The 24,388-nt window shown below is 40.7% G+C and carries 23 protein-coding genes and 2 pseudogenes; 16 read left to right on the top strand and 9 right to left on the bottom strand.

The annotated features are described in order from the left end of the window. Positions 1-18: 18 nt before the first annotated feature. From N8A86_RS15525 to N8A86_RS15500, 6 genes are all read left to right on the top strand, one after another. Positions 19-1,083 carry a branched-chain amino acid aminotransferase gene (locus tag N8A86_RS15525; RefSeq protein ID WP_273566226.1) on the top strand — a complete coding sequence of 355 codons (1,065 nt, stop codon included), beginning with the start codon at positions 19-21 and terminating at the stop codon, positions 1,081-1,083. Between the two features lie 202 nt (positions 1,084-1,285). Then, positions 1,286-1,855: a hypothetical protein gene (locus tag N8A86_RS15520; protein ID WP_273566225.1), complete on the top strand. Its 570-nt coding sequence runs from the start codon at positions 1,286-1,288 to the stop codon at positions 1,853-1,855. Positions 1,856-2,240: 385 nt separating this feature from the next. Further along, the gene (locus N8A86_RS15515) at positions 2,241-2,522 is read left to right on the top strand and encodes a hypothetical protein (protein ID WP_273566224.1); all 282 of its coding nucleotides are present in this window, start codon (positions 2,241-2,243) and stop codon (positions 2,520-2,522) included. After that, complete coding sequence (locus tag N8A86_RS15510; RefSeq protein ID WP_273566223.1) at positions 2,495-2,884, top strand: methyltransferase domain-containing protein; 390 nt, start codon at positions 2,495-2,497, stop codon at positions 2,882-2,884. Before N8A86_RS15515 ends, N8A86_RS15510 begins: the two co-directional genes overlap by 28 nt. 165 nt (positions 2,885-3,049) lie before the next feature. Continuing rightward, positions 3,050-4,537, top strand: a complete 1,488-nt coding sequence (locus N8A86_RS15505) for an ArnT family glycosyltransferase (protein ID WP_273566222.1) — start codon at positions 3,050-3,052, stop codon at positions 4,535-4,537. An 86-nt stretch (positions 4,538-4,623) separates the two neighbouring features. After that, positions 4,624-6,354, top strand: coding sequence for a DUF885 domain-containing protein (locus tag N8A86_RS15500; protein WP_273566221.1), 1,731 nt, complete (start codon positions 4,624-4,626; stop codon positions 6,352-6,354). A 206-nt stretch (positions 6,355-6,560) separates the two neighbouring features. Here the strand turns inward: N8A86_RS15500 and N8A86_RS15495 are convergent, their stop codons facing one another. Further along, positions 6,561-6,947 carry a nucleoside triphosphate pyrophosphohydrolase family protein gene (locus N8A86_RS15495; protein ID WP_273566220.1) on the bottom strand — a complete coding sequence of 129 codons (387 nt, stop codon included), beginning with the start codon at positions 6,945-6,947 and terminating at the stop codon, positions 6,561-6,563. Between the two features lie 34 nt (positions 6,948-6,981). Between N8A86_RS15495 and N8A86_RS15490 the strand changes: the two genes are divergently transcribed. From N8A86_RS15490 to N8A86_RS15465, 6 genes and pseudogenes are all read left to right on the top strand, one after another. Beyond that, the gene (locus N8A86_RS15490) at positions 6,982-7,170 is read left to right on the top strand and encodes a hypothetical protein (protein ID WP_273566219.1); all 189 of its coding nucleotides are present in this window, start codon (positions 6,982-6,984) and stop codon (positions 7,168-7,170) included. A 115-nt stretch (positions 7,171-7,285) separates the two neighbouring features. Next, positions 7,286-7,465, top strand: a complete 180-nt coding sequence (locus N8A86_RS15485) for a hypothetical protein (protein ID WP_273566218.1) — start codon at positions 7,286-7,288, stop codon at positions 7,463-7,465. A 17-nt stretch (positions 7,466-7,482) separates the two neighbouring features. Beyond that, complete coding sequence (gene crcB / locus N8A86_RS15480) at positions 7,483-7,854, top strand: fluoride efflux transporter CrcB (RefSeq protein WP_273566217.1); 372 nt, start codon at positions 7,483-7,485, stop codon at positions 7,852-7,854. Between the two features lie 283 nt (positions 7,855-8,137). After that, a pseudogene (locus N8A86_RS15475) lies at positions 8,138-8,475 on the top strand (P-II family nitrogen regulator). Between the two features lie 27 nt (positions 8,476-8,502). After that, on the top strand, positions 8,503-9,735 hold the full coding sequence (locus N8A86_RS15470) for an ammonium transporter (RefSeq protein ID WP_273566216.1): 1,233 nt from the start codon (positions 8,503-8,505) through the stop codon (positions 9,733-9,735). 135 nt (positions 9,736-9,870) lie between these two features. After that, positions 9,871-11,016, top strand: a complete 1,146-nt coding sequence (locus N8A86_RS15465) for an outer membrane beta-barrel protein (protein ID WP_273566215.1) — start codon at positions 9,871-9,873, stop codon at positions 11,014-11,016. 63 nt (positions 11,017-11,079) lie between these two features. Here N8A86_RS15465 and N8A86_RS15460 read toward each other — a convergent pair whose 3' ends face one another. After that, a complete protein-coding gene (locus N8A86_RS15460) occupies positions 11,080-11,730 on the bottom strand; it encodes a DUF1684 domain-containing protein (RefSeq protein WP_273566214.1) in 651 nt (216 codons plus the stop codon). 87 nt (positions 11,731-11,817) lie between these two features. Here N8A86_RS15460 and N8A86_RS15455 point away from each other — a divergent pair, with 87 nt between their 5' ends. After that, entirely contained in the window at positions 11,818-12,555 is a 738-nt protein-coding gene (locus N8A86_RS15455) for a DJ-1/PfpI family protein (RefSeq protein WP_273566213.1), read from the top strand. Here the strand turns inward: N8A86_RS15455 and N8A86_RS15450 are convergent. The 6 genes and pseudogenes from N8A86_RS15450 to N8A86_RS15425 all read right to left on the bottom strand — a co-directional run bounded on the left by N8A86_RS15450 (position 12,542) and on the right by N8A86_RS15425 (position 18,252). After that, entirely contained in the window at positions 12,542-13,954 is a 1,413-nt protein-coding gene (locus N8A86_RS15450; RefSeq protein ID WP_273566212.1) for an alpha/beta hydrolase, read from the bottom strand. The two genes, N8A86_RS15455 and N8A86_RS15450, sit on opposite strands and share 14 nt — an antisense overlap. A gap of 78 nt (positions 13,955-14,032) precedes the next feature. Then, a complete protein-coding gene (locus tag N8A86_RS15445; protein ID WP_273566211.1) occupies positions 14,033-14,857 on the bottom strand; it encodes a mechanosensitive ion channel family protein in 825 nt (274 codons plus the stop codon). Between the two features lie 49 nt (positions 14,858-14,906). Further along, positions 14,907-16,486: pseudogene (locus N8A86_RS15440) on the bottom strand (alanine/glycine:cation symporter family protein). A 116-nt stretch (positions 16,487-16,602) separates the two neighbouring features. Further along, positions 16,603-16,923 (bottom strand): helix-turn-helix domain-containing protein, encoded by a 321-nt coding sequence (locus N8A86_RS15435; RefSeq protein WP_273566210.1) that lies wholly within the window; start codon positions 16,921-16,923, stop codon positions 16,603-16,605. Further along, positions 16,887-17,720 (bottom strand): hypothetical protein, encoded by an 834-nt coding sequence (locus tag N8A86_RS15430; protein ID WP_273566209.1) that lies wholly within the window; start codon positions 17,718-17,720, stop codon positions 16,887-16,889. The genes N8A86_RS15435 and N8A86_RS15430 overlap by 37 nt, the downstream gene beginning before the upstream one ends. A 79-nt stretch (positions 17,721-17,799) precedes the next feature. Further along, positions 17,800-18,252 carry an Lrp/AsnC family transcriptional regulator gene (locus tag N8A86_RS15425; RefSeq protein WP_273566208.1) on the bottom strand — a complete coding sequence of 151 codons (453 nt, stop codon included), beginning with the start codon at positions 18,250-18,252 and terminating at the stop codon, positions 17,800-17,802. 119 nt (positions 18,253-18,371) lie between these two features. On the opposite strand from N8A86_RS15425, the gene N8A86_RS15420 reads away from it, so the two are divergent. Beyond that, positions 18,372-18,806, top strand: a complete 435-nt coding sequence (locus N8A86_RS15420; protein ID WP_273566207.1) for a hypothetical protein — start codon at positions 18,372-18,374, stop codon at positions 18,804-18,806. 17 nt (positions 18,807-18,823) lie between these two features. Here the strand turns inward: N8A86_RS15420 and N8A86_RS15415 are convergent, their stop codons facing one another. Then, entirely contained in the window at positions 18,824-22,261 is a 3,438-nt protein-coding gene (locus tag N8A86_RS15415) for a methylmalonyl-CoA mutase family protein (protein WP_273566206.1), read from the bottom strand. A 143-nt stretch (positions 22,262-22,404) separates the two neighbouring features. Between N8A86_RS15415 and purU the strand changes: the two genes are divergently transcribed. Together purU and N8A86_RS15405 are read left to right on the top strand one after the other, a co-directional pair. Then, a complete protein-coding gene (purU, locus tag N8A86_RS15410; protein ID WP_273566205.1) occupies positions 22,405-23,256 on the top strand; it encodes a formyltetrahydrofolate deformylase in 852 nt (283 codons plus the stop codon). Positions 23,257-23,297: 41 nt separating this feature from the next. Next, positions 23,298-24,005: a DUF4197 domain-containing protein gene (locus N8A86_RS15405; RefSeq protein ID WP_273566204.1), complete on the top strand. Its 708-nt coding sequence runs from the start codon at positions 23,298-23,300 to the stop codon at positions 24,003-24,005. The last annotated feature ends 383 nt before the right edge of the window (positions 24,006-24,388 follow it).

The following is a 24,388-nucleotide window of genomic DNA, read 5'->3' as shown; positions in this document are numbered from 1 at the left end:
ATCTTAAATCTTTTTGATATGAACAGTACAGCGCAGAAAATTTTGGTCGAGAAAGCCAAAACTTCCAAAATCAATCAGGTCGATTTTGATAATTTATCGTTCGGAAGCGTTTTTTCAGATCATATGTTGGTCTGCGATTACAGAAACGGTGCTTGGGAAACTCCTAAAATAATGCCATATCAGCCGATAAGCTTGGAACCTTCCGCTAAGATTTTCCATTATGGGCAATCGATATTCGAGGGAATGAAGGCCTATAAGGATGGGAATAACGACATTTTTCTATTCCGTCCGTTGGACAATTTTAAGCGCTTGAACATTTCTGCAAAACGAATGGCGATTCCTGAACTTCCGGAAGCCTATTTTATGGAAGGGTTGACAACCTTATTAGAACTTGACAAAGATTGGATTCCGCAGACCGCGGGAAGTTCATTATATATACGACCTTTCATTTTTGCCTCGGGAAAGGGATTTCACGCCTCACCGGCCGATGAATATAAATTTATCATCGCCACGGCACCGTCAGGTTCTTATTTTGCCGGCAAGGTTCAAGTGCTCATCGAAGAAACGTATTCAAGATCTGCCAATGGCGGAGTGGGCTTCGCCAAGGCGGGAGGCAACTATGCTGGACAATTCTACCCCACCCAATTGGCCGTTAAAAAAGGGTACAACCAGGTCATCTGGACAGACGATAACACCCACGAATATATCGAGGAGGCCGGCGCCATGAACATTTTTGTCAGAATCGGCGATACCTTGATGACCGGCCCGACCAGTGACCGTATTCTGGACGGTATCACCCGAAAAAGTATTCTTGAAATCGCCAAAGACGAAGGCATCGCGACCGAAGTACGAAAAATTACCGTGACCGAAGTGGTAGAAGCGGCCAAAAACGGCACGCTAAAAGAAATGTTCGGTGCCGGAACGGCGGCCGTGGTTTCGCCTATCTCGACATTTGGCTATCGTAATACCGATTATGATCTTCCCGAACTTTCCGACAGTTATGCTTCACGATTGAAAAAACGTATTACCGATATTCAATACAATCGGGCCGAAGATCCCTTTGGGTGGCGGTTTAAGGTATAAATCGGTCTTATTTTTAGAAAAATGCTAAAACATCAGCATAGCCCCCAAATTGGAGGTATATGCTGATAAAAGTTGGGCATATGCCCTAGTTGTGCAACACTTTGACAATCCATCGGCACTATTCCACAATTCAGCATTAAAAAATTTTTGAGACTCGAAAAAAGTTTGAGTTTTGGGCATACAAACCAACCGAACTAGAATAATGAAATTAAAACATTCAGCTATAATTGGACTTGTTTTTTTGATTATCAATCAAATAATGCTTTTAGGAGGAAATGAATTTATACAAAATCAACAACCGATTGACTATGCCCATTGGTTATTATTAATTGGAGCATTGTTGTGTTTATCATTAAACTATATCTTTTCGGATAATATTTTTAGCAACCTAGCAACAATTTTGACTTCTTTAGGTATAGTTGCCCTTATCGGGCAAGCAACAATAGATTTCTTATGGTGGAGTTATGGAACTGATTTCGAAGGAATGGATAAATTAACAGGTCAAATAATGGAGAGACCATCTATTCGAATTCCTTTTATGACTATCGGACCAGCGTTATTTTATTTTGGACTAGCATCACACGCAGGAAAATTTATAAAAACGCATATTTTATGGTCAATATTGGTTTTTATTGGAGTAATTGGAATTGGATCGGGTGCGTTTGCTTTTGACAGTAGAATTCTTATTGTTGTTAGTCACATTTTACTAACTATTGGAATTATAGTACTAATTTTCAAAAAAGACATCAGACTTCAAACTCGAACGGGATAAGTATTGCAAAGAAAAATGTTGCACAACAAAACCTCCTATGAAAAGCCCTAATCCAATTCTCTAAAATTAATTAATATTTCCTTTTTTACTTAGACCACCTTTTTCTTTTTAATATGATTCGGACAAAAATGCACTCTTATAATTTTTTATAGTAAACAACGTAATCCTAATTATTTATACAAATTTTCGTTCAACTCTGACGGCAAAAAACCAAAAGCCATCAATTATCATGCTTCTCGTCGATTGTAGTAGACTTCCTAGAAAGAAATCACAACGTATTCACTACCTTAGAGGAACCAAAGAAAAGTACTACATAGATTTTCCGCAAGTTACATGGCCAAACCGTTGTAATCAAGACTATAGCTTACCCAATAAAACTATAGACATGAATCATAAAGAGCATTACACGGAGCGTTATTTTAAGTATCAGGGAACCATTGGGGAATTTGGCGGTTGGGCCAACCTTGATAAATTCTTAAAATATATTGATGAAAATCAGACTATTGTAGATTTTGGAAGTGGAGGCGGATTCTTGCTGAACAATATTACCTGTAAAGACAAAGTTGGGGTTGAAATCAATGCAACGGCAAAAAAAAATCAAAAGAAATCGGTATCAAAAGTGTCGAGTCCTCAAAACTATTGGAAGATAATTTTGCAGATTTGGTGATATCGAACAACGCTCTGGAACATACTACGCATCCACTCGAAGAATTAAAGGAGTTATACCGAGTTCTTAAACCAGGAGGGAAAATCGTTTTTGTTGTGCCTTGCGAATCTATAAGTTATTCGTACAAGCCCAACGATATCAACTACCATTTGTATAGTTGGGGGCCCATGTGTGCGGGAAATCTTTTTAACGAAGCCGGTTTTAACGTTATTGAATCAAAAGCGTTTAAACATAAATGGCCTCCCAAACATAGAACAATAGCCAAACTGTTCGGGCGAGGAATATTCAACGTAGCCTGTAAAATATATGCACGGTTGGAAACAACTTGGTTTCAAGTGCGTGTTGTTGCGGAGAAAAAGTAATCGACCAAATACTAAACCATAAAAATCGCTTTCAGATTTCATATGTGCACGCCGTACAGACGGGGAAATCTAGCGTAAATGACTTTCGATTCAGCTATATCGCCTTCGTCCGAATCATTGCAATACCGTAACTTAGACCGGTAGTGTACTTGAAAGCATCGCTCAATGAGAAAATATGTACCCGTAATTCTAATCCTGTCCATTATTAAACTGCTTATTCAATGGTTTGGAAATAAGAACTATGGTTTTCATCGTGATGAATTACTTCATTTGTCCGTTAGCGAACATTTGGATTGGGGATTTATGGAGTTTCCACCGTTCATCGGCGTGCTCGGAAAAATGTCATATTGGCTTTTTGATTATTCACTATTGGGAGTTAGACTTTTTCCGACCCTTGCAGGTGTTGCGATCTTGATTCTATGCTGCCTAATGGCCAAAGAACTTGGAGGTAAACGTAAGGCTGTACTGCTGGCAGGAGTATGTATTTTGGCGTTTCTGCCGTTTTATCGAAATCACACATTATTTCAGCCTGTCGCCTTCGACCAATTATTCTGGACATTGGGGTTTTACTATATCATAAAATATACGAACTCACAGCACAAGAAACACCTAATTCTTTTGGGTATAACCTTGGGCGTAGGGTTAATGAACAAGTACACCATGTTGGTATGGGCCTATGGAATATTGGTCGGTTTAATTTTCTATCAAAAAGGCAAGCTTTTCAAAGATAAATGGCTTTATGTTTCGACATTGATTTCACTACTGATTTTCTTGCCCAATATTATTTGGCAGGCACAGAATAACCTCCCGTTAGTAAGACATTTACAGGCGCTTGCCGAAAATCAGCTAAATGAAATCGACCCCATGGCATTTGGTCTGGAACAGTTAAACTTTCCATTTACTTTGATAATCAGTCTTTTTGGTCTAGTAGCGCTACTTATCGATGAAAACCTAAAAAAATACAGAACCGTTGGAATAGCAGCCTTAGTGATTTTTTGTACGATGTGGCTACTGAATGCCAAGGCCTACTATGTGTTCGCTATTTATCCAGTTCTATTTGCCAGCGGCGCGGTAAAGATGGAGGCCTTATTTTCTAAAAAACCGGGTTGGGTTTATGGTATCGCAATAGTTATATTAGTTCCCTCTATTTATTTTATTCCTGAACTTACGCCCATTCTTCCGATTGAAAAATATGTAGAATATGCACAACTAGAAGAAAAAAACGGGCGCGTAAAATTAAAGGGCGATTATGCGGATATGTTCGGTTGGGAAGAACAAGTAAAACTGGTGGATAGTGTGTATCGATCGTTAAGTCCTAAAGAAAAAAACAATTGTGTACTTTGGGCGGAGAATTATGGAGAAGCGGGAACGCTCAAAATATTAGGAAAAAAATATGACCTTCCTAACCCAATTAGCAGGCATGGCAGTTTTTGGACTTGGGGTTATGGAAATAAAAATGCCGCTGTCTGGATAAGTTTAGGAAATGAGAAACCCTCGGTAGAATATGTATTTGAAGAGGTAGAATTGGTGAAAATAATCACTCACAAATATGCCATCGGCGAGGAAAACGGCATCCCGCTTTTTATCTGTCGAAAACCAAAAGTTGATATTGAAATCTGGTGGAAAAATTATGAAGAGCATATATTCGATTGAAAGAAAAACGCAGTGTAATACGGCAAGTATAATATAACGGACTAGGGATAAAACGAAAATATAAACACCACATTGGCCCCTAATACATGGAAGAGCCACTACTTAAAACCTGCCATAACCCATATAAGAAACCTTTGAATACCATGATAAAACAAACTTCGCTTTTATTCCTTACACTAATTTTTTCTGCGCTCGTCGGTTTAAGTCCCGAAAAAATAAGCGCCCAGGCTGCCCAAGAAAATAGCTATCAAACTCTGGTTACCCTATTTAAAGAGTGGCGTGCTTTTGAGCAACCCCCATTGATAGAAAATGTTCCCGATTATTCAGCCGGTACCTTTGAAAAGCGATGGCCGGCGTTTAAAGCCTTGCAATCGAAACTTCTTGCCTTTGATATTTCAAATTGGCCCATTGACCAACAAGTCGATTGGCATATTGTTTGGGCCGAAATGAACGGATTTGATTTTAACTATCATATTTTAAAACCTTGGGTACGCGATCCCGCCTTTTATAAAAATGTATGGACCGACCGAAGTGATGTTCCCGCACATGAAGGCCCGACCAATCATGCGACCACCGAACTATGGACCTATACTTTTCCCTTGAACAAAGAGGATAAGTCCCGATTGATCCGAGAACTTGCCGTTATTCCCCCTTTGAACGAACAGGCCAAACAAAACCTGACCGGAAATGCAAAAGATCTATGGATAGCCGGAATTCGTGATATTCGGGCACAAAGCAAGGATCTCGCAGCAATATTGACTTTAGCTGGCGTAGCAAAGGACCGAAAACTGGTAAAGACCATCGAAACCGCTATTGCATCGACCAATGATTTCATTGCTTGGCTCGAAGCGGAGTCCGGTAAAAAAACCGGTCCTTCAGGCATCGGAAAAGAGAATTATACCTGGTATCTTCAAAATGTACATTTGGTTCCCCTGACTTGGGAAGATGAAGTGCTGCTTTTAAAACGTGAGCTTGCCCGTGCATGGTCGGCCCTGAAATTAGAAGAACACCGCAATCGCAATCTGCCCGAATTGGTCGATGCAGACTCGCCGGAAGCCTATGACGCCTTGGCCGAAAAGGCCGCCCAGAGTTTATTGAACTTTTTAGAAAAAGACGAAATCGTAACGGTCAAGGATTATTTTGAACCTGCATTACGGGCACATTTGGGGGAATATATTCCGAAGGAGAAACGTAATTTTTTCTATATCACGGAGCATTATGACCCTCGCCCGCTTTATTCCCATTTTTATCATTGGTTCGAATTGGCGCGGATGGATACAGAGCCGAATACTAGCGAAATTCGTAAAGGGCCTCTACTCTATAATATTTTCGATTCCCGAAACGAAGGCACGGCAACCGCGGTAGAAGAGATGTTCATGGATGCAGGACTGTACGACGACGACCCCAGGGTTCGTGAAATTGTTTATATCATGATCGCACAGCGAGCGGCACGGGGTTTAGGTTCTTTGTACGCACACGCCAATGAAATGACCATGGAAGAGGCGGGTGGTATCCATTCCGAGTATACCCCAAGGGGATGGATGAAAACCGAAAAAGAACTGCTGTTGTTCGAACAACATCTTTATCTGCGCCAACCGGGCTACGGCACAAGCTATATAACCGGAAAATATCTGCTCGAAAAGACAATGGCCGAATTCGCCCGAATGAAGGAATCAAAAAATCAGGCTTTCCAGCTCAGGGACTTTTTTGACCAATTGAACGCCATCGGTAATATCCCTATTTCATTAGGACTTTGGCAAATGACCGGTATGGATGGGGAAATTAAAAATATTGTGACGAAAAAGAAAGAAGAATAGTCCGGACTTAAAATTCCAAAGCAATTAAGAGACTGTTTTGAAATAAGTGATTAGAATTGTTATAGGTCATTTTTGATGCCAGTTTAGGCAAAATTTTATAGCATAGCCATAGCTACGGTCTAAAATTTTAACGAAGAATGGCGCAAAAAGGGGCATAACAAAATAATCGACATATTTCAAAACAGTCTCTAAGTCAAAAGTGGCCATTACTTGTCTAAAATCCCTTGAATGTTGGGCTTAAAATAGTTAGGGCCTTTCAGTACCTTACCATCTTCCCGATAAATCGGTTTTCCATCGGCGCCCAATTTGCTCATATTGCTGCGTTGTATTTCTTCGAAAACTTCCTCGATCTTAAATTGCATGCCGTGTTCCAAAATGGTTCCGCACAAGATATAGAGCATATCTCCGAGGGCATCGGCAACTTCTATCATATCGTTATTGTTGGCCGCCTCCAAATACTCTTTATTCTCTTCATCCATTAAGTTAAACCTGAGAAGGTTCTTTGTCTTACCTAAATCCGCTTTCATGGTTTGCGAAACCCCCAATCCGAAAGAGGTATGGAACAATTCTACGGCACCTATTTTCTTTTGCATGTCTTTTACGTTAGTTTTGCCAAAAATAGATAAAATGTTCAGCACCGGGCAACTCATTTTTGCAGCACTTTTCGTCGTAGCTTTTACCATCTTCATCATACTATCGTATAAAAAAGATAAAAAACTGCACGAAAAAAACTATCGTGGTGTTAAATGGGTGGGCATAGTATTTATCATTTTCATATTAATTCTCTTCATGATCAAGTATTTGTTCAAAAATTGACATAAACTTTACATTACTCGCAAAAATGGCCTTTTGTGCATCTGAACGATCTTTTTTGACCGTATAACATAACAAACGACGTAATTTTGCGTTTGTAAAACAAAGGGGCAACAAAATGATAACTTTTTTTGGCATACTTTTTATCTTAATCGGCATCAATGCCGTCTTGATGATTTTCAGTATTAACGGTGTTGATCAAAAGATCAAAAAATCTACTGACGGAGATTCCGAGACTTCGACTTCAAAAATCTACCCAATAGATTTGATTTCTTCCAAGTATAAAAAAGCGGTATAGTTTTATACCTTTAGGGTATGAAACAGTTGGCGCTTGTTTTTTTAGGTGGTGGAATTGGTAGCATGCTGCGATATATCATCTCAAAAACCCTAAACCCCTACTTTCAGCATTTTTTTCTAGGCACTTTTCTAGTAAATATTTTAGGATGTCTTCTTATAGGTATTATTATAGGCCTATCACTCAAGACTAGCATTCTTTCACAAAATCAGACTCTCTTGCTTGCTACGGGCTTTTGTGGCGGGTTTACTACTTTCTCGACATTTGCGCTTGAAAAGCACAGCTTGTTGCGCGATGGAGAACTTCTTCATTTTTCTTTCTATACTTTAAGTAGTATTGCGGTAGGTATTCTTGCCGTGGTATTTGGTCTTTGGATCTCTAGACTATTTTAAAAAGGAATTCCACGCTACTTTTCTTTTATTTGATATCATACCCCTAGTAATTTATTGAACAATTCTCAAGAATTCGTTCAAAAGCGTAGTTTTTATTTAAAACTATTCGCTCTTACCATAGTATCCATATCAAATTCCTATTTTATTTTATTTAATATTACATACCCCTAAAAAATAGGGGTTAAAATTACAAGAACTATAAAAATTGATATTTTACCCCCTAATTTTTATAGGGGGTGGATTTTTTTAATATACTTTTGGCGAACAATTAATTTAAAAAATCATGAAACAAATCGAGGCAATTATTAGAAAATCAAAATTTGATGAGGTCAAAGCGGCCCTACATCAAATTGAGGTCAACTTTTTAGCTACTGGGATGTAACTGGGGTTGGAAATGAAAAACAAGGTCATGTATACAGAGGTATCTCATATAGTACGACCGATATACAACGACGCTACCTATCGATTGTAGTTTCCGACGAATTTCTGGACAAAACGGTTCAAACGATTTTAGAATCCGCATATACCGGTAATGTAGGAGACGGTAAAATATTCGTTTCAGAGGTATTGGAAGCCTATCGCATACGTACCAAGGAAAACGGACAAGCAGGAATCAACTAAAAACTAACCCACAAAAGACTTTATAATATGGACGCAGGATTATTTACCGCTAATAATGTATGGATGATGTTGGCTACCGCCTTGGTATTCTTCATGCATACAGGATTTGCATTTTTGGAAATCGGGCTGACCCGACAAAAAAACACGATCAACATTTTATTCAAGAATATTTTCATTATCACTATCGGCCTTTTACTATACTACGCTTGGGGCTTCAATATGATGTACCCAGGGTTTGAGGAAGGCTCTTCAGGAATTTTCGGTTTCGCAGGATTCGGAATAGCCGCACCTGAAAACGGCATGACCCCTGAATACGCGGATGGTGGATATACATGGTGGACCGACTTTCTATTTCAGGGTATGTTCGCTGCAACGGCCGCGACGATTGTCTCGGGTGCTGTCGCCGAGCGTATAAAAATTGGTGCCTTTATGATTTTTACGGTTATCTATGTAGGGCTTGTATACCCAATCGTAGGTGCATGGAAATGGGGCGGTGGCTTCTTAGATTCTTGGGGCTTCTACGACTTCGCAGGTTCTACTTTGGTACACTCCGTTGGTGGTTGGGCCGCATTGGTCGCCATTGCCCTATTAGGGGCCAGAATCGGAAAATTCGGATCGGACGGAAAGCCAAAAGCGATTCCCGGGCACAGTATTCCGATGGCTACGGCAGGGGTATTGATCCTTTGGTTGGGATGGTTCGGTTTTAACGGTGGTTCAGTACTATCGGCTGACCCCGAATTGACCTCATTGGTATTGGTAACGACAAGTTTGGCCGCAGCGGCCGGTGGAATCGGATCCATGCTTTTCTCGACCTTGCTTTATAAAAATCTAGACCTCACCATGTTCTTGAACGGAATCTTAGGTGGTCTTGTGGGAATTACTGCAGGAGCCGACCTCATGTCTCCCAACGAGGCAATAATTATAGGGTTTCTAGCGGGTCTCATTATCGTAGGTGGTGTTGCCCTAATCGACAAATTAAAGCTCGATGATCCCGTAGGAGCCGTGACAGTTCACTTAATATGTGGTATTTGGGGTACTTTGGCTGTCGGCATCTTCGGTTCAAAAGCCGGTGGAGAACAATTTATGGCCCAATTGTACGGTGTGTTGATCATCGGTGCATTTTGTATAATTACCTCACTTTTCATTCTTGGCGCATTAAAAGCCATTATGGGGCTCAGGGTATCAAAAGAAGAGGAAATTGAAGGCCTCGACTTACATGAACATGGTATGGATGCCTATCCGGACTTTACGAATGACTAATTCAAGTAGGAAGGAGAACGGAGCGTTTTGCAGAACGCTCCGTTCAATAACCTTCCCATAAAATTCAAACCCGCCTGCCAGATGGCAGGACACTCAATACAAACATCCCCTAAGGGGGCATCTAAATCTGAATATATGAAAACGATTACAAATACAAATTTCGTAAAAAATCTAGTATTTCTAGCTATCATGCTCTTAGGAGCTGTAGTTTTTGCACAGGATGAAGAGGAAGAAGCCAAACCGAAATTTACGTTTAGCGGAAGCGTGGACGCCTATTATAGAACAAATTTAGGTGGACTCAATAAGTTTTTGCCTCAGTTAGACGCCAATGGTGATGAAATTGGCGTGTTCGCCCCTGCGATCCCAGGAACATCTTTCGCAAATCGCCCAGGGTTTGCATTGGGAATGGTGAATTTAATTGCCGGATATGAGGGTGAAAAAGTCGGATTTGTGGCCGATTTGGTTTTTGGCCCAAGAGGTGAAGAAGCCGTTTTTGGTTCCCCTATCGGATCCGCCAATATTGTGAATCAGCTTTATGTCTATTGGAATGTAAGCGAAAAATTCAAATTGACCTTGGGAAATTTCAACACTTTTTTAGGGTACGAGGTAATATCCCCAGCGGCCAATTTTAACTACAGTACATCGTATATGTTCTCATGGGGGCCTTTTTCACATGCAGGACTTAAAGCGGATTTTGACTTGGGCAATGATTGGTCGGCCATGTTGGCGGTGATGAACGCTACCGATTTCACCGATGTCAATCCTTTTGGGAATTATACTTTGGGTGCCCAATTAGGATACTCAGGTCAATATTTGAATTTCATTTACGGCCCTCAAGGGGCCGGAGAAGCAGTCGATGTCAACGGAAATATTGTGGATACTGACGTTTCTTCGCTTTTTCAAGTAGACTACACAGGTGGTTTTGATCTTTCGGATTCTTTCTTTTTAGGAATCAACGCTACCTATCAAGATAATGATGGTGTTGGTTTTGCCGGAGCTGCCCTATACCCACAATTGCAGACTTCCGATAATTTCGCTATCGGACTTAGAGGAGAATATTTTCAAGAAATGGGAAGTTTTGGTGCCATCGGAACTGGCCTTGAAGATTCGAGTGTTATTGCAGTTACGTTAACGGGAAGCGCGACCATCGGTGATTTAATGATCAAGCCCGAATTACGTCTAGATTCGGCTTCCGACGAAACCTTTAATTTCATCACTTCCGATTTAGAAGCATCAAAAAGTTTGGCTTCCTTTATGCTAGCAGCGGTCTATTCCTTCTAAAATATTAGTTGTTTAAAGTTGAGTTATTTCCATTTCAAAAAACCCGGCCTTGGGGCCGGGTTTTTATTTTATAATAGGTTTGAAATCTTTGATACCCGCCAATATCCTTGTGTCCAAAGCATTTACGGAAGGCACCAATGGGCACGAATATTTTTTATTATACACACAATACGGGTTGTACGCCAGGTTAAAATCCAAAACGATGGTATCGCCCTCGGGAATGGAAAGATCCAAATATCGTCCACCCATATAGGTCCCTTCGCCGTTGGTCAAATCAGTAAATGGTAGAAACAGATAATCACGGTATTCTTCTTCTTGCATCAATTCTTTGTTCTGGTAGATTTCCAGTTGATGTGGCTTTCCATTCAACGTAAAGTGTGCAATACCGTATACGGTTTCCTCCGATTTACGATCCGTGGTAGTGGGCATAAGAAAGGGTAACGCCTCAGGGGTGCGGACCAATTTTGCCTTGACAATATAATTGGTATCCGGCTGAAAGAAGTCCAAGGCCTCGAAAGTTGTGCGATACTTGTCAGGTAAAGGTGAGGTTTCAGGGTCTTTGAAGTCTTCGTTCATTTTTTTCTGAAAGTCAACGATATCCTTCAAGGCATCGGTTTGTATGAATTCCGTATCATTTTGCGCTTCATCGTGGTACTTTTTATCCTGCTTACAGGATAGTACCAAGAAAAGCATGGCCATCAAAAAATATTTCATTTCAAAACTTTACGATAAAAATACAATTTTAAGTTCTTCGCTAGGGATGGTATATTTGCCTACTTTTCCTTCCGTAAAGAAATCACCATGAAAAAATATGTGTTTTTAGTTTTGATGCCGCTCCTACTTCTATCCTGTCAAGAATCCAAAGAGATAAAGCCTGAAGAGCCTCTTGTTGAACGCATACTCCCAAAACTTGATCCGACCCGGTACAACGTAGCCTTCTTGATTATGAACGGAACATATAATACTGAATTTACCGCACCCTACGACATCTTTCAACACACCCAATACCGAAAGGGAATCAAAGCAATGAACACTTTCACCGTGGCAAATACCCTCGAACCCATAACCACTTTCGAAGGCGTTCGGGTATTACCCGATTTTGATTACACTTCAGACGAGATGCCACGTATCGATATTCTGGTCGTACCCAGTGCCGAACATCATCTTGATACCGATTTGAACGATACCCAAATGTTGGAATTCGTAAAGAAAGTAGATGTACAAGCAAAATTCATGACCAGCCATTGCGACGGGGCTTTCGTTCTTGCAAAGACAGGAATTTTAGACCATATGGCCTCAACTACCTTTCCGAGCGACATTGAGACGTACAAGAACATGTTTCCGGATCTTGATGTGAAGGACAGTGTGCTCTTTGTACATGATGGAAAATACATTACCTCGGCGGGAGGCGCAAAGAGTTTCGAAGCGGCACTTTATTTATGTGAGTTGCTGTATGGCAAAGAAATTGCGGATTCCATTGCCAAGGGTCTGGTCATCGATTGGAACCTTTCGGAAGTCCCAAGGTTTATTGCTCAATAACATCGTACCTGGCCTTTTTCAGGTATTTTTCAACTATTTTGTTGTATTCAGGTGTTATCCGGATCAATGCGGTATGCTCTATTTCATATAAGGAGGCGCGGTCTTCGTAACCCGTTTTCAAAAGTTCTTCCAGATAAAAAAGGACGGTTTGATAGTCTTCTATTCTCGCACTGTTGGAAATAACCTTAATATATGTATCCGAATTTTTGGGATCTGTAATCGTATGTAGCATGTATACAAAATTCAAGGCATCAAGATCAAGTTCGGGCTCTGCTAGAAGCAAATCGACATTGTCTTGCACCAATGCATTGATATAACCGCGCAACCTTTCGCCCATTTGTTTTTCGAAAATATCGATACCGGTATCATATTTTTCCAATTCTTCCATCTGATAGTTCCACCAGCCTAGATTGTTGAAATTATAGGTCATGATATCCTCCTCCAAGTAATAGTCATAATCCGCCTTAATAAAATCTTCTTTTAAAAGAAGGGCATTCTGTCTTCGGGTATTGGATTTATAAAATTTGCTTTTCTTCAGTGTTTTTCTACTCTCCTTAAGAGAATCGACATTCTTAAAAGGGCGATAGACCTCCATCATATCAGCCAATATTTTATCTGCAAAAAGCGGTTTGTTTTCTTGGATATAGAGACTCGCTTCCGCCAAATGCTTATTATAACTGTTTTCTATAAAAATAGTATCCTTCCTCTCGATGCCCTTTGCCATGGCGGCCAAGGTCATGATTTCAAACGCCTTGGAAATGTTATTACTCGGGGGCCATTCGTGACCTCCTTCGAAAACCATCAACTGGTTGGGAAACTTCATTTTGTTGAGAATCGTCTCAAGAGTAAGCATATTGGGATAATTATAGTCCGTATTTCCCACGATACCAATAAAATGAAATGGTTTTTTGATGTTCAAAACCTCCGTATTCGCAATCGGGGCCCCACATGAGATGACTCCCGCAATATTTTGAATGAATGTAGGCACCAAAGAAGAAAAACGGGCACCGCCAGAAAAACCTCCTACATACGTTCTGTCCTTATGTATCGGAAAAAGTGAAAATACGGTATTGAACATACGGCTAGTAACCAATATATTGGCCGCCAGCGACAAGCTATCATGTACATTGTTAGAACTGGCAAGAATATAACCTTGCTTTTCGGCAGCCTCAACGAACATGCTAACGACCTGTTTGCCCCGCCCTTTCATATCGAATACAAAAGCTACGGGCCATTGCTTTGAACTATCAAAATTAGAAGGAAGATAAATCGCAAAATTCTCCGATACCGAGTCAAGCACCTTTACGGATTCGACAATAGCACCCTTTTTAAGGGAAATCTGCTGAGCAGAGGTAGAAAAAAAGACCCCGAGTGCGAGTACCAGTAAAATTTGCTTCATACAAGTTCTTTCATCAAAAATCTAGCCAAAAAATTAACATACCCAAAGTATTACGTATTTTTTTGGCAAGTCAATATTTTATTCACCTATCGCACCGATTTCTATTCCTTCGGAATAGGCTACCTTGATTTCATGTTGGCTAAAGGCTTTTTTAATAGCGGAATTGGCGGCAAAGGTAACTTCCCAAAAATCATCGGGAAGCACATAAGGGCGTACCAATAATTCAATACTATGGGAATCAAAGTTATTGATTCCGATTTCAGTGGCCGGCTCTTTCATGATTTTAGGAATACCACTCAGTGCCTCTAGAATGATGGATTTGACCTTGGGGAAACTTTCTGCATAGGGCATGGTTACCATAAGCTCCAAACGGATCATCCCCTTTTCTGAATAATTGGTTACCACGTTATCGGTGACCTTTGAATTCGGAATAATCAATATTTTATTACCTGGTGTGAGCACATCGGTACTGAAAATTCCGATTTCTTCGACGCGCCCGAACTTATCATCCAATTGAATCCAATCACCAATCTTATAGGGCTTCAGCGAGAGTATCAAAATTCCGGAAGCGAAATTGCCCAGACTTCCTTGCAAGGCCATGCCGATGGCAAAACCCGCGGCGGCAAGTATGGCGACCAATCCTGTGAGGTCGGCACCAAGAATCGAAGCGATGACAAAAAGAACCGCCCCTTTTAAAATTATACTTATCGTTGAAGATAGAAAAGGCCGTAAGGTTTCCGAAAAACCTGTTTTTTGAAGTGCGGCCCCGACCATCTGAACCAACTTCTTGACTATTTTGAAACCTATCCAAAGAATGACACCGGCCAAAATAATCCTCGGCAAATAGAACACGGCCTTGTCTACGGCTATTTGAAGATACTCATTCCATTTATCCCATTCCATTCAATAAAATAAACGATTAAATCGCTTATGGACAAATATTCGGGTCGTTTTATGATGTCTTTCGAATAGCCGATCTATACGCTATCAATTCATCCTTTACTTTTGGCAAAAGGATGAACAAACCAATCATATTCGGTACGAGCATGGCAAAAATCATGGCGTCGGAAAAATCGGTAACGGAATCGAGTCCCGCCGCACCACCTATTACCACAAAAAGACAGAAAATCGATTTGTAGAGATACTCCATGACTTTACCCCTTCCGAACAAAAAGGACCATGCCTGATACCCATAATAAGACCATGAAATCATAGAGGAAAAAGCAAAGAGCACTACCGCCAAGGCCAATAGATATGGAAACCAAGAAACTCCGCTGGCCAATGCATTCGAAGTCAAGACGACACCTTGGGCATCCGAAATTTCAACGCCAACTTGAATTTGCCCTGTGATAATGAGTACCAATGCCGTCATGGTGCATACTACGACCGTATCGATAAAAGGTTCGAGTAGGGCCACCAATCCCTCACTTGCGGGATATTTTGTCTTTACCGCCGAATGTGCGATCGAAGCTGAACCGATGCCGGCCTCATTGGAAAAAGCCGCTCTCTTGAAACCCTGTATCAAAACTCCGATAAATCCACCGGTAATCCCTTCCGGAGAAAAGGCACCGTTCAAGATTGCTGCAAAAGCCGCGGGTATCGTCTGATAATTAATCGCTAAAATACCAATGACCGCCAGCACATAAAGTATCACCATCGCCGGAACGATCTTGTCGGTAACCTTTGCAATTTTTTTATACCCCCAATAATAACAATAGCCACACAAATTGCCATGATCAAACCAAATAGCCAACCTCTACCATAAATGAAACTAGTTTCACCTCCAGTTACATGTTCGAAAAGCTGAAACGCCTGATTTACCTGAAACATATTCCCTCCACCAAAAGATCCTCCGATACACATGATTGCGAAAATAACGGCCAAAACTTTACCCAGTTTGGCAAGACCGCGCTCTTTAAGACCCTTGGTTAGGTAGTACATCGGACCGCCATAGACCGTTCCGTTTTCGTCAATTTCTCGATAGGCCACGCCAAGGGTGCATTCTACAAATTTGGAGGCCATACCCAATAATCCGACAAAAATCATCCAAAATGTGGCGCCTGGACCGCCAATGGACAATGCAATGGCGACCCCTGCAATGTTGCCCAAACCTACCGTAGCTGATAAGGCCGCCGTCAATGCTTGAAAGTGGGTGACCTCGCCATCGTTCCCCTCGATTCGTATGGTATCAGGATTATCGATTTGTTCCGTGTCGTTGAAATTGGAAACCTCTGTGGGTAGCTTTCCTTCCAAACCATCATAATCCCCTTTTACGATTTTGATGGCGGTTCCAAAACTTCTTAGGTTAATCCCCTTAAAATAAATGGTGAAGTATCCGGCTCCGAAAAGTAAGACCAACAGCACCCATGGAAGCCCCACCACATCAGTGATGGGTATTTCCGCAAAGATGGCATTGACAAACCAGCCCGTAGCCTGTTCGAATTTTTGATTGATGATTTCGTCCGTGTTTTGCGAAAAAATAGGTGACGTGACAAGAAAGAAAAATACCCAAAGACCCTTTTTAATCCTCATAGCCTAAATTTGCTTTAGGGCTAAATTGGAAATATCATTGGTACCCGAAAAGGTTAACTATGGGTGAAAAAATAATCTAAATTGCGTAATGGCTTGATTAAGTAGCGCTACATGTTCTATGAAGTTTCTTCATTTAAAGTAGCATATTTTTTAAGACCATTACTTTTAGAATATGCCATTAAAAGACTTTTGCCATCGGCCCCGCTTATATTGAGCACCTTTTTAATTTGATGGATATGGGCCTGAAAACCATCGGCACTAATATGCATCGCCTCGGCAATTTCTGCGTATGATTTTTTTTCTCCCCAACACTCAAGATTGGCAAGAACTTCTTTCTGTCTTTCGGAAAGTTCGATTTTAGTTGCTGTCTTTAAGGCATCCAACTCTTCCTTCAATCTTCCTATGGTATCCAAATGACTTTCATTGGCAATGCCCAATTGTAGATTCTTTTTTGAAGTTTGTCCCGCTCCAGCAAGGTGGCCTCAAGCAGTGATTGTTTTTCTTCTTTTTCCGAGAGGAACTTCCAACTGTACAACAAAATGGAAAACAGGAGTATAAATAAAAACTTAAAGGAAATACCGGTAATCGTGCCCAAGAGTGCCCAAGATTCTTGACTGAGTGGTTTTTGCATATCCAGAGGAAAAATTCGATGTGTTACCGCAATGACGATAAGTATAAAGAGTACAAAACTTGGTAGATACATGAACCGCATTTTTCGCATACTAAAGGCCTTATTAAGGGCGTTCAATAATGCAAAGGCTACCACTACGGAAACGGGAATATCGATGAGCCAAATAAAGGAATTATCGATACCGTTGCCCATATATGAAGCTACAACAAATACAAAACCCAGCATAGCCATGACACCCGAATAAATGAGAATAAACTCACGTTCCGAGAACTTCTCGACCAAGCGTATTACGATATTCCGTCTTCCCTCGTATTTAATGGAAGGAAGGGACAGCAAGATGAACATGGAATTCAAGAGTGACATTAATACCCCGATATAAATCAATAGTTTATCGGAAACGGACAATCCGAAAAAAGTGGTCACCACCAAATTTATCAACGCCCCGATACCCCAGATAAAAATAGCTAGGCCGAACCACATGATACCTTTTATGTTTTGAGGTACGTTATGGGTGCTGCGTTCCTTTCTGTAAATGCGTTGAATAACAACGGCCGTAATCAAACAGACTATTGCGGTAACGACATGTTCGAGCGTGGTTAACATAGTTGCCGACATTGATTGACTTAAAAGTAATCAAAATGACTGTGTCAAATCAACTTAAGCATTACTTAACCATTACCAATCAACCACCGGATTTACGAATCGGCGCATTCTTAACCACATTCGAAAGAATAATATGGGTTCTCGTTTCGCCATACTGAATCAACCTATCTATGAACTTTTCTAAGTGAAACTGATCTTTTAAGACCACTTCCATCACAATGTTTTCGTTGCCGGTGATTCTATAGCAATTGATAACCTCATCGAGTAACGGTACCATTTCTAAAAATGATTTTAATTTTCCCATAAAGGCACGTAAGGTAATGATCGCTTTTAATTGATGTCCCGTTAAAGAATGGGATACCATAGCCTTATACCCTTGAAGGATTCCCAAATCCTCCATCTTTTTTACCCGCTCTGCCACGGCAGGAGGTGTCAACCCTATTTTTCGGCCAATATTGGCGAAAGATTCTCGGGCATTTTCTTGAAGACATTCCAATATCCTCCAGTTTAAGTCATCTATCTTAGTATTCAATAGTTAAATCTTTAAAATATTATCTTTCAAAGGTAAATATACAATTTTACCTTTGAAACTAAAGATAGAATGCTGGATTCGTGCGTAACTTTATGTTCCGTTATTGCTAGAAAAGAAACATGTCCCACAATCATTTAAGTTCCGTGCCGATTTATCGGAAAGCGTTGGAACTCTGCTCGACCAGCAGAGCGATTGCTTCGTATGTAACTTTCAATAAAGATTTGCTAAAACTTTATAAATCACAAGGCCTTCGAGATATTATCGCGGAAGCTTTGCTGACCGATTCCATATTGATTCCACAACAAATAGCACAGGCAGAATATTCAAAATCTCGAAAAGAACGATTAAAAAGTGCCGTCTTTATTAATATCATGATCCGCAATATTAATTCGTACTGCCGCGGGCTTGAACATGACGGAGTTCGTGAAATCGAGTATTTGAATTTGCTCCGGAAAGATGTCAGAAGTTTTCGAAAATCGTTTCGCGAATGGCGGAAGTCCATTATTAATGGCAACGATGATACTTTGGGGAAAATCGATCCTTCCGCCATATAAAAACTTGGCAAGACTCATCACATATTTCTTCGGTACTGACCCCCTACTTCGAACAAAGCATTTGTAATCTGTCCGAGGGAACAGACTTTAGTAACTTCCATTAAACTTTCAAAGATATTTTCATTGCGAACGGCTACTTCTTGAAGTTTTTTCAAATGTTCTTTTGCGACTTCTCCATTTTTTAAATGGAGATTTTGAAGGGTTTCGATCTGAGCTTTTTTCTCAGCTTCCGTCGCTCGAATGACTTCAGCGGGCAAAATGGTCGTAGAGCCCTTCGAACTTAAGAAGGTATTCACACCAATAATGGGGTATTCCCCAGAATGTTTCAGGGTTTCGTAGTGCAGACTTTCTTCCTGAATTTTTGACCGTTGGTACATGGTTTCCATGGCGCCCAATACTCCGCCCCTTTCCGTTATACGATCAAACTCGATTAAAACCGCTTCTTCAACCAGGTCGGTAAGCTCTTCGATGATAAACGAACCCTGCAACGGATTTTCATTTTTGGCCAGGCCCAATTCTTTATTGATGATCAATTGAATGGCCATGGCCCTACGCACCGACTCCTCAGTAGGTGTTGTTATCGCCTCGTCATAGGCATTGGTATGCAATGAATTGCAATTGTCGTAAATGGCATATAGCGCTTGAAGTGTCGTTCGGATATCGTTGAAATCTATTTCCTGTGCGTGCAAACTTCGACCCGAGGTCTGAATATGATATTTTAGCATTTGTGCCCTGGCGTCCGCTCCATACTTATGTTTCATTGCCTTGGCCCATATTTTTCTGGCCACACGACCTATAACAGCATATTCAGGGTCGATTCCGTTTGAAAAGAAAAACGATAGGTTCGGACCGAACTTATTGATGTCCATTCCCCTACTCAGGTAATATTCTACATACGTGAAACCGTTGGATAAGGTAAACGCCAATTGCGAAATCGGGTTCGCACCCGCCTCGGCAATATGATAGCCCGAAATAGAAACCGAATAAAAATTGCGAATCTCGTTTTGAATAAAATATTCCTGAACATCACCCATCAATCGTAGCGCAAATTCGGTTGAAAAAATACAAGTGTTCTGGGCTTGGTCTTCTTTTAAAATATCGGCCTGCACCGTACCCCGAACCTGGGAAATCGTTTTGCGCTTTAGATCGTCATATACTTTCTTGGGCAACACCTCGTCGCCTGTCACTCCTAAAAGCATCAAACCCAATCCATTGTTCCCTTCGGGTAATTTACCTTGGTATTTTGGACGGGCGACCCCCTTTCCTTTATAAATAGATTTTATTTTTGCCTCAACCTCTTTTTCCAAACCAAGCTCCATGATATATTTTTCACAACGCTGATCAATGGCCGCGTTCATAAAAAAGCCCAAAAGCATGGGAGCGGGACCGTTTATGGTCATACTTACCGAAGTCTTTGGGTCACAAAGATCAAAGCCCGAATAGAGTTTTTTTGCATCGTCCAAACAACATATAGAAACACCCGCATTACCTATTTTTCCATAGATATCGGGCCGATGCCCTGGATCATTGCCATATAACGTGACCGAATCAAAAGCAGTGGATAAACGTTTTGAAACTGTTTCCAAACTAACATAATGAAACCTGCGGTTGGTGCGTTCCGGGCCACCCTCACCGGCAAACATTCGGGTAGGATCTTCTCCTTTTCTCTTAAAGGGGTACAACCCAGCAGTATATGGAAATTCGCCGGGAACATTCTCTTGCCCACACCAGCGAAGTATATCGCCCCAAGCTTTGAACTTTGGTAATACCACTTTCGGAATCTGTAGATGTGAAAGCGACTCGGTATGGGTTTCTATTTTAACTTCCTTACCGCGAACCTTAAAGAGATATTCGGGATTTTTAAATGATCGTACCTTAGCTTCCCATTGCAAAATAGTTTCCCAATTTCGGGGATCCAAATCCATTTTGAGGTGATTGAATTCCTTTAGCAACAGATTTTCCAGCTCTTCATGGTCTTTGGTAGTGGATTTACCTGATGCTGAAATCTCGATGCCATTCTTGGTCAATTCGACTTTTGAATTTCTCAGACCCCCAGCGGTTTTATAAATGCCGTACAGTCGCTGCGCAATTTCGGCCTGTGCTTCTAATGTTGCATCATACGCTCGATTGTTCTCGACGATTTCAGAAAGGTATCGCGTTCGTGCAGGTGGAATGATAAACTGTTTTTCAGATGGATTTCCATCCATCACCAATTTAGTTTTCCAGTCCGTTTTGACTTTTTCATTTAGCTTATCGATTACCGCAATGTATAATCGGTTCATTCCCGGGTCATTGAACTGTGAGGCTATAGTACCAAAAACGGGAAGGTCTTCTTGATCCATATCCCAGAGATTGTGATTGCGCATATATTGCTTTTTCACATCGCGCAATGCATCTTGCGAACCTCTCTTGTCAAACTTATTGATGGCCACCAAATCGGCGAAATCGAGCATGTCGATTTTTTCCAATTGTGTAGCCGCACCGAATTCAGGGGTCATCACATATAGCGAAACATCACTGTGTTCAATGATTTCGGTATCGGACTGACCGATGCCAGAGGTTTCCAAAATGATGACATCGAACTCTGCGGCCTTAAGAACATTTACAGCTTCATTGACATGTTTCGACAACGCCAAGTTCGATTGACGCGTCGCCAGAGACCGCATATAAACACGTTCATTATCGATTGCGTTCATTCGAATTCGATCCCCTAATAACGCCCCACCCGTTTTTCGCTTGGATGGATCGACGGATATGATGCCGATATTTTTATCGGCAAAATCAATCAAAAAACGCCGGACCAATTCATCGACCAAACTTGACTTTCCTGCACCACCCGTACCCGTAATTCCTATTACGGGGATATTTTTATTGCCTTTTTTTATTGTTGAAAAATGGCTTTCAAACTCATCATGCCTATTTTCTGCCAAGCTGATCAAACGTGCAATGGAATTGACATCTTTATCTTTCAGAGATTTAGACAAGTCCTTTCCTTTGGGAAGTTTCAAAGCAGGTACCTCAAAATCACTTTGTTGCACCAAATCGTTTATCATTCCTTGAAGGCCCATTTTTCTTCCATCGTCGGGGGAATAAATTCGGGAAATTCCATAATCCATCAATGCCTGGATTTCTTCAGGAAGAATGACTCCCCCACCTCCGCCAAAAATTTTGATGTGGCCCGCGCCTCTTTCCTGCAAAAGGTCGTGCATATACCTGAAATACTCGTTGTGTCCTCCCTGATAAGAAGTCATTGCGATAGCATTGGCATCCTCTTGAATGGCGCAATCGACGACTTCGGAAACACTACGATCATGACCCAAATGAATGACCTCTACCCCTGTCGCTTGAATGATCCGGCGCATGATGTTGATGGCTGCATCATGGCCATCGAACAAAGAGGCGGCAGTGACGATTCGAATTTTGTGTTTTGGATTATACGGCTTGGTTTGTTTCATCTGCAATAAAAGACCATTTTGAGAACTGCAATTTACGGAAATCGCAAAGATTAACCGATTGTGGTTGGAATTTTACAAAAATTCATTGGCCAAAGTCCTTGCGATTTGAATTATCCTAATTTTGATGTTAGAAACCATCCGAAGTGAAAATTACTATTTTAATCCATTGCCCAGACCAATCAGGAATTATTAGTGCAGTTACGGGTTTTATACACGATAAAGGCGGTAACATTATCTATTTGGATCAGCATGTGGACAAAGAAGCAAATGTCTTTTTCATGCGTTTGGAAAGCGATTTTGAGACAGGAAACTCAGATATCGATACATTTGAGGATGAATTCAACACATCGCTAGGGCTTCCGTATAAAATGGAGTGGAGTCTACATCTCGATTCGATAAAACCTAAAATGGCCGTTTTCGTTTCAAAATACAAACATTGTCTTTATGACTTATTGAGCAGATATAATTCGGGGGAGCTTTCTGTTGAAATTCCCTTTATCATTAGCAATCATGAAGATCTGCGTTTTATTGCGGACCAATTCAATATTACTTTTTATCATATTCCGGTTAGTAAATCGACCAAAGAAGAAGCGGAGAGCCAACAACTTCACCTCCTAAAAAAGCATAAAATAGATTTCATTGTATTGGCTAGATATATGCAAATTGTGAGTGAACGATTAATCGATGTATATCCTAATAAAATTATCAATATTCATCATTCTTTTCTTCCGGCCTTCGCCGGCGCAAAACCTTACCATGCCGCTTTTAAAAGGGGAGTTAAGATTATCGGTGCTACAAGTCACTATGTAACCGAACAATTGGATGCCGGCCCAATTATCGAACAAGATGTAACTACAGTTTCACACGCGCACACCATTAGCGATTTTATTGCCAAGGGCCGCGATTTGGAAAAAATCGTTCTTTCGCGGGCCGTGCGGTTACATGTGCAGCGAAAAACCATGGCCTACAACAATAAAACAGTTATTTTCTCGTAATCATGATATGTGCTTTGTGCACCCGTGATAAAACCGATAAAATGACAAAAAAACTCCTTCTTTTTATAGTCCTATTTCAATTTGTTTCCTGTGGGGAATTGCAACAAGTAGTTAATCAATTGCCCCAAGGGACCCAAGGGCTAAGCAATCTTGATATCGCGAACGGTCTTCGGGAAGCTCTCGATATGGGTATCGACAAACAAGTTAGCAAGCTTACCCAGACCGATGGTTTTTTTAAAAACGAACTAGTAAAAATACTTTTGCCCGAAGAACTTCAAAAAGTAGATAAAACACTTCGTGATATCGGTCTAGGCAACTTGGCCGATGAAGGCTTAAAAGTACTGAACCGTGCAGCAGAAGATGCCGTGAGTGAAGCGACCCCTATTTTTGTGGATGCCGTAAAAGGCATCAATTTCAACGATGCGCGAAATATTTTAATGGGCAATGATAATGCCGCTACGCAATATTTAGAAGGAAGAACACAAACCGCATTGTATGCAAAATTCAGCCCGGTAATCGAAGATTCGTTCAAAAAAGTAGGTGCCGATAAAATCTGGAACAACCTTATAAATAAGTACAATAGTATACCCTTGACCAATAATGTGAATCCGGATTTGACGGACTATGTCACACAAGAAGCACTTAAGGGCGTCTATACAATGATCGCCGTAGAAGAGAAGGAAATACGCACCAAGGTATCATCAAGAACTACCGATCTTCTGCGTAAGGTTTTCGGCGAGCAAGATTAATTGCAAAAAAATTCCTTTAGGCCATACTAAAGCCGCTACTTTTCCGTTAAAAATTTAAAGGGTTTCGATAACGATTTACGAAATGTAACATAACCTCTCGATAGCACTTTTAAAAGACTTTTGTACTGAATTATTTGAGTTAGTAATTTTTTGAGTTAGTTAGTTAAAAACCGGTGGGAGCACCGGTTTTTTATTGATTTCATTCTCTATACAAACAGAATTTTTTTTTATCAAAAAAAAGTGCCCTACCCTATATTACTCTCCAAAATATTGATTTTAAGGTGATTTCAACACTATTATCAAAGGTAAACTATTATCGGGGCTTACCTGTTTTAAGGTTTCTTTAAGAGAAAAATCTTAATTATTTCCTAATTTCAACATGA

Origin of the sequence: Maribacter halichondriae, assembly GCF_027474825.1 — a bacterium.
In the GTDB taxonomy this organism is placed as follows: Bacteria; Bacteroidota; Bacteroidia; order Flavobacteriales; family Flavobacteriaceae; genus Meishania; species Meishania halichondriae.
This window is presented reverse-complemented; position numbering and strand designations above follow the sequence as displayed.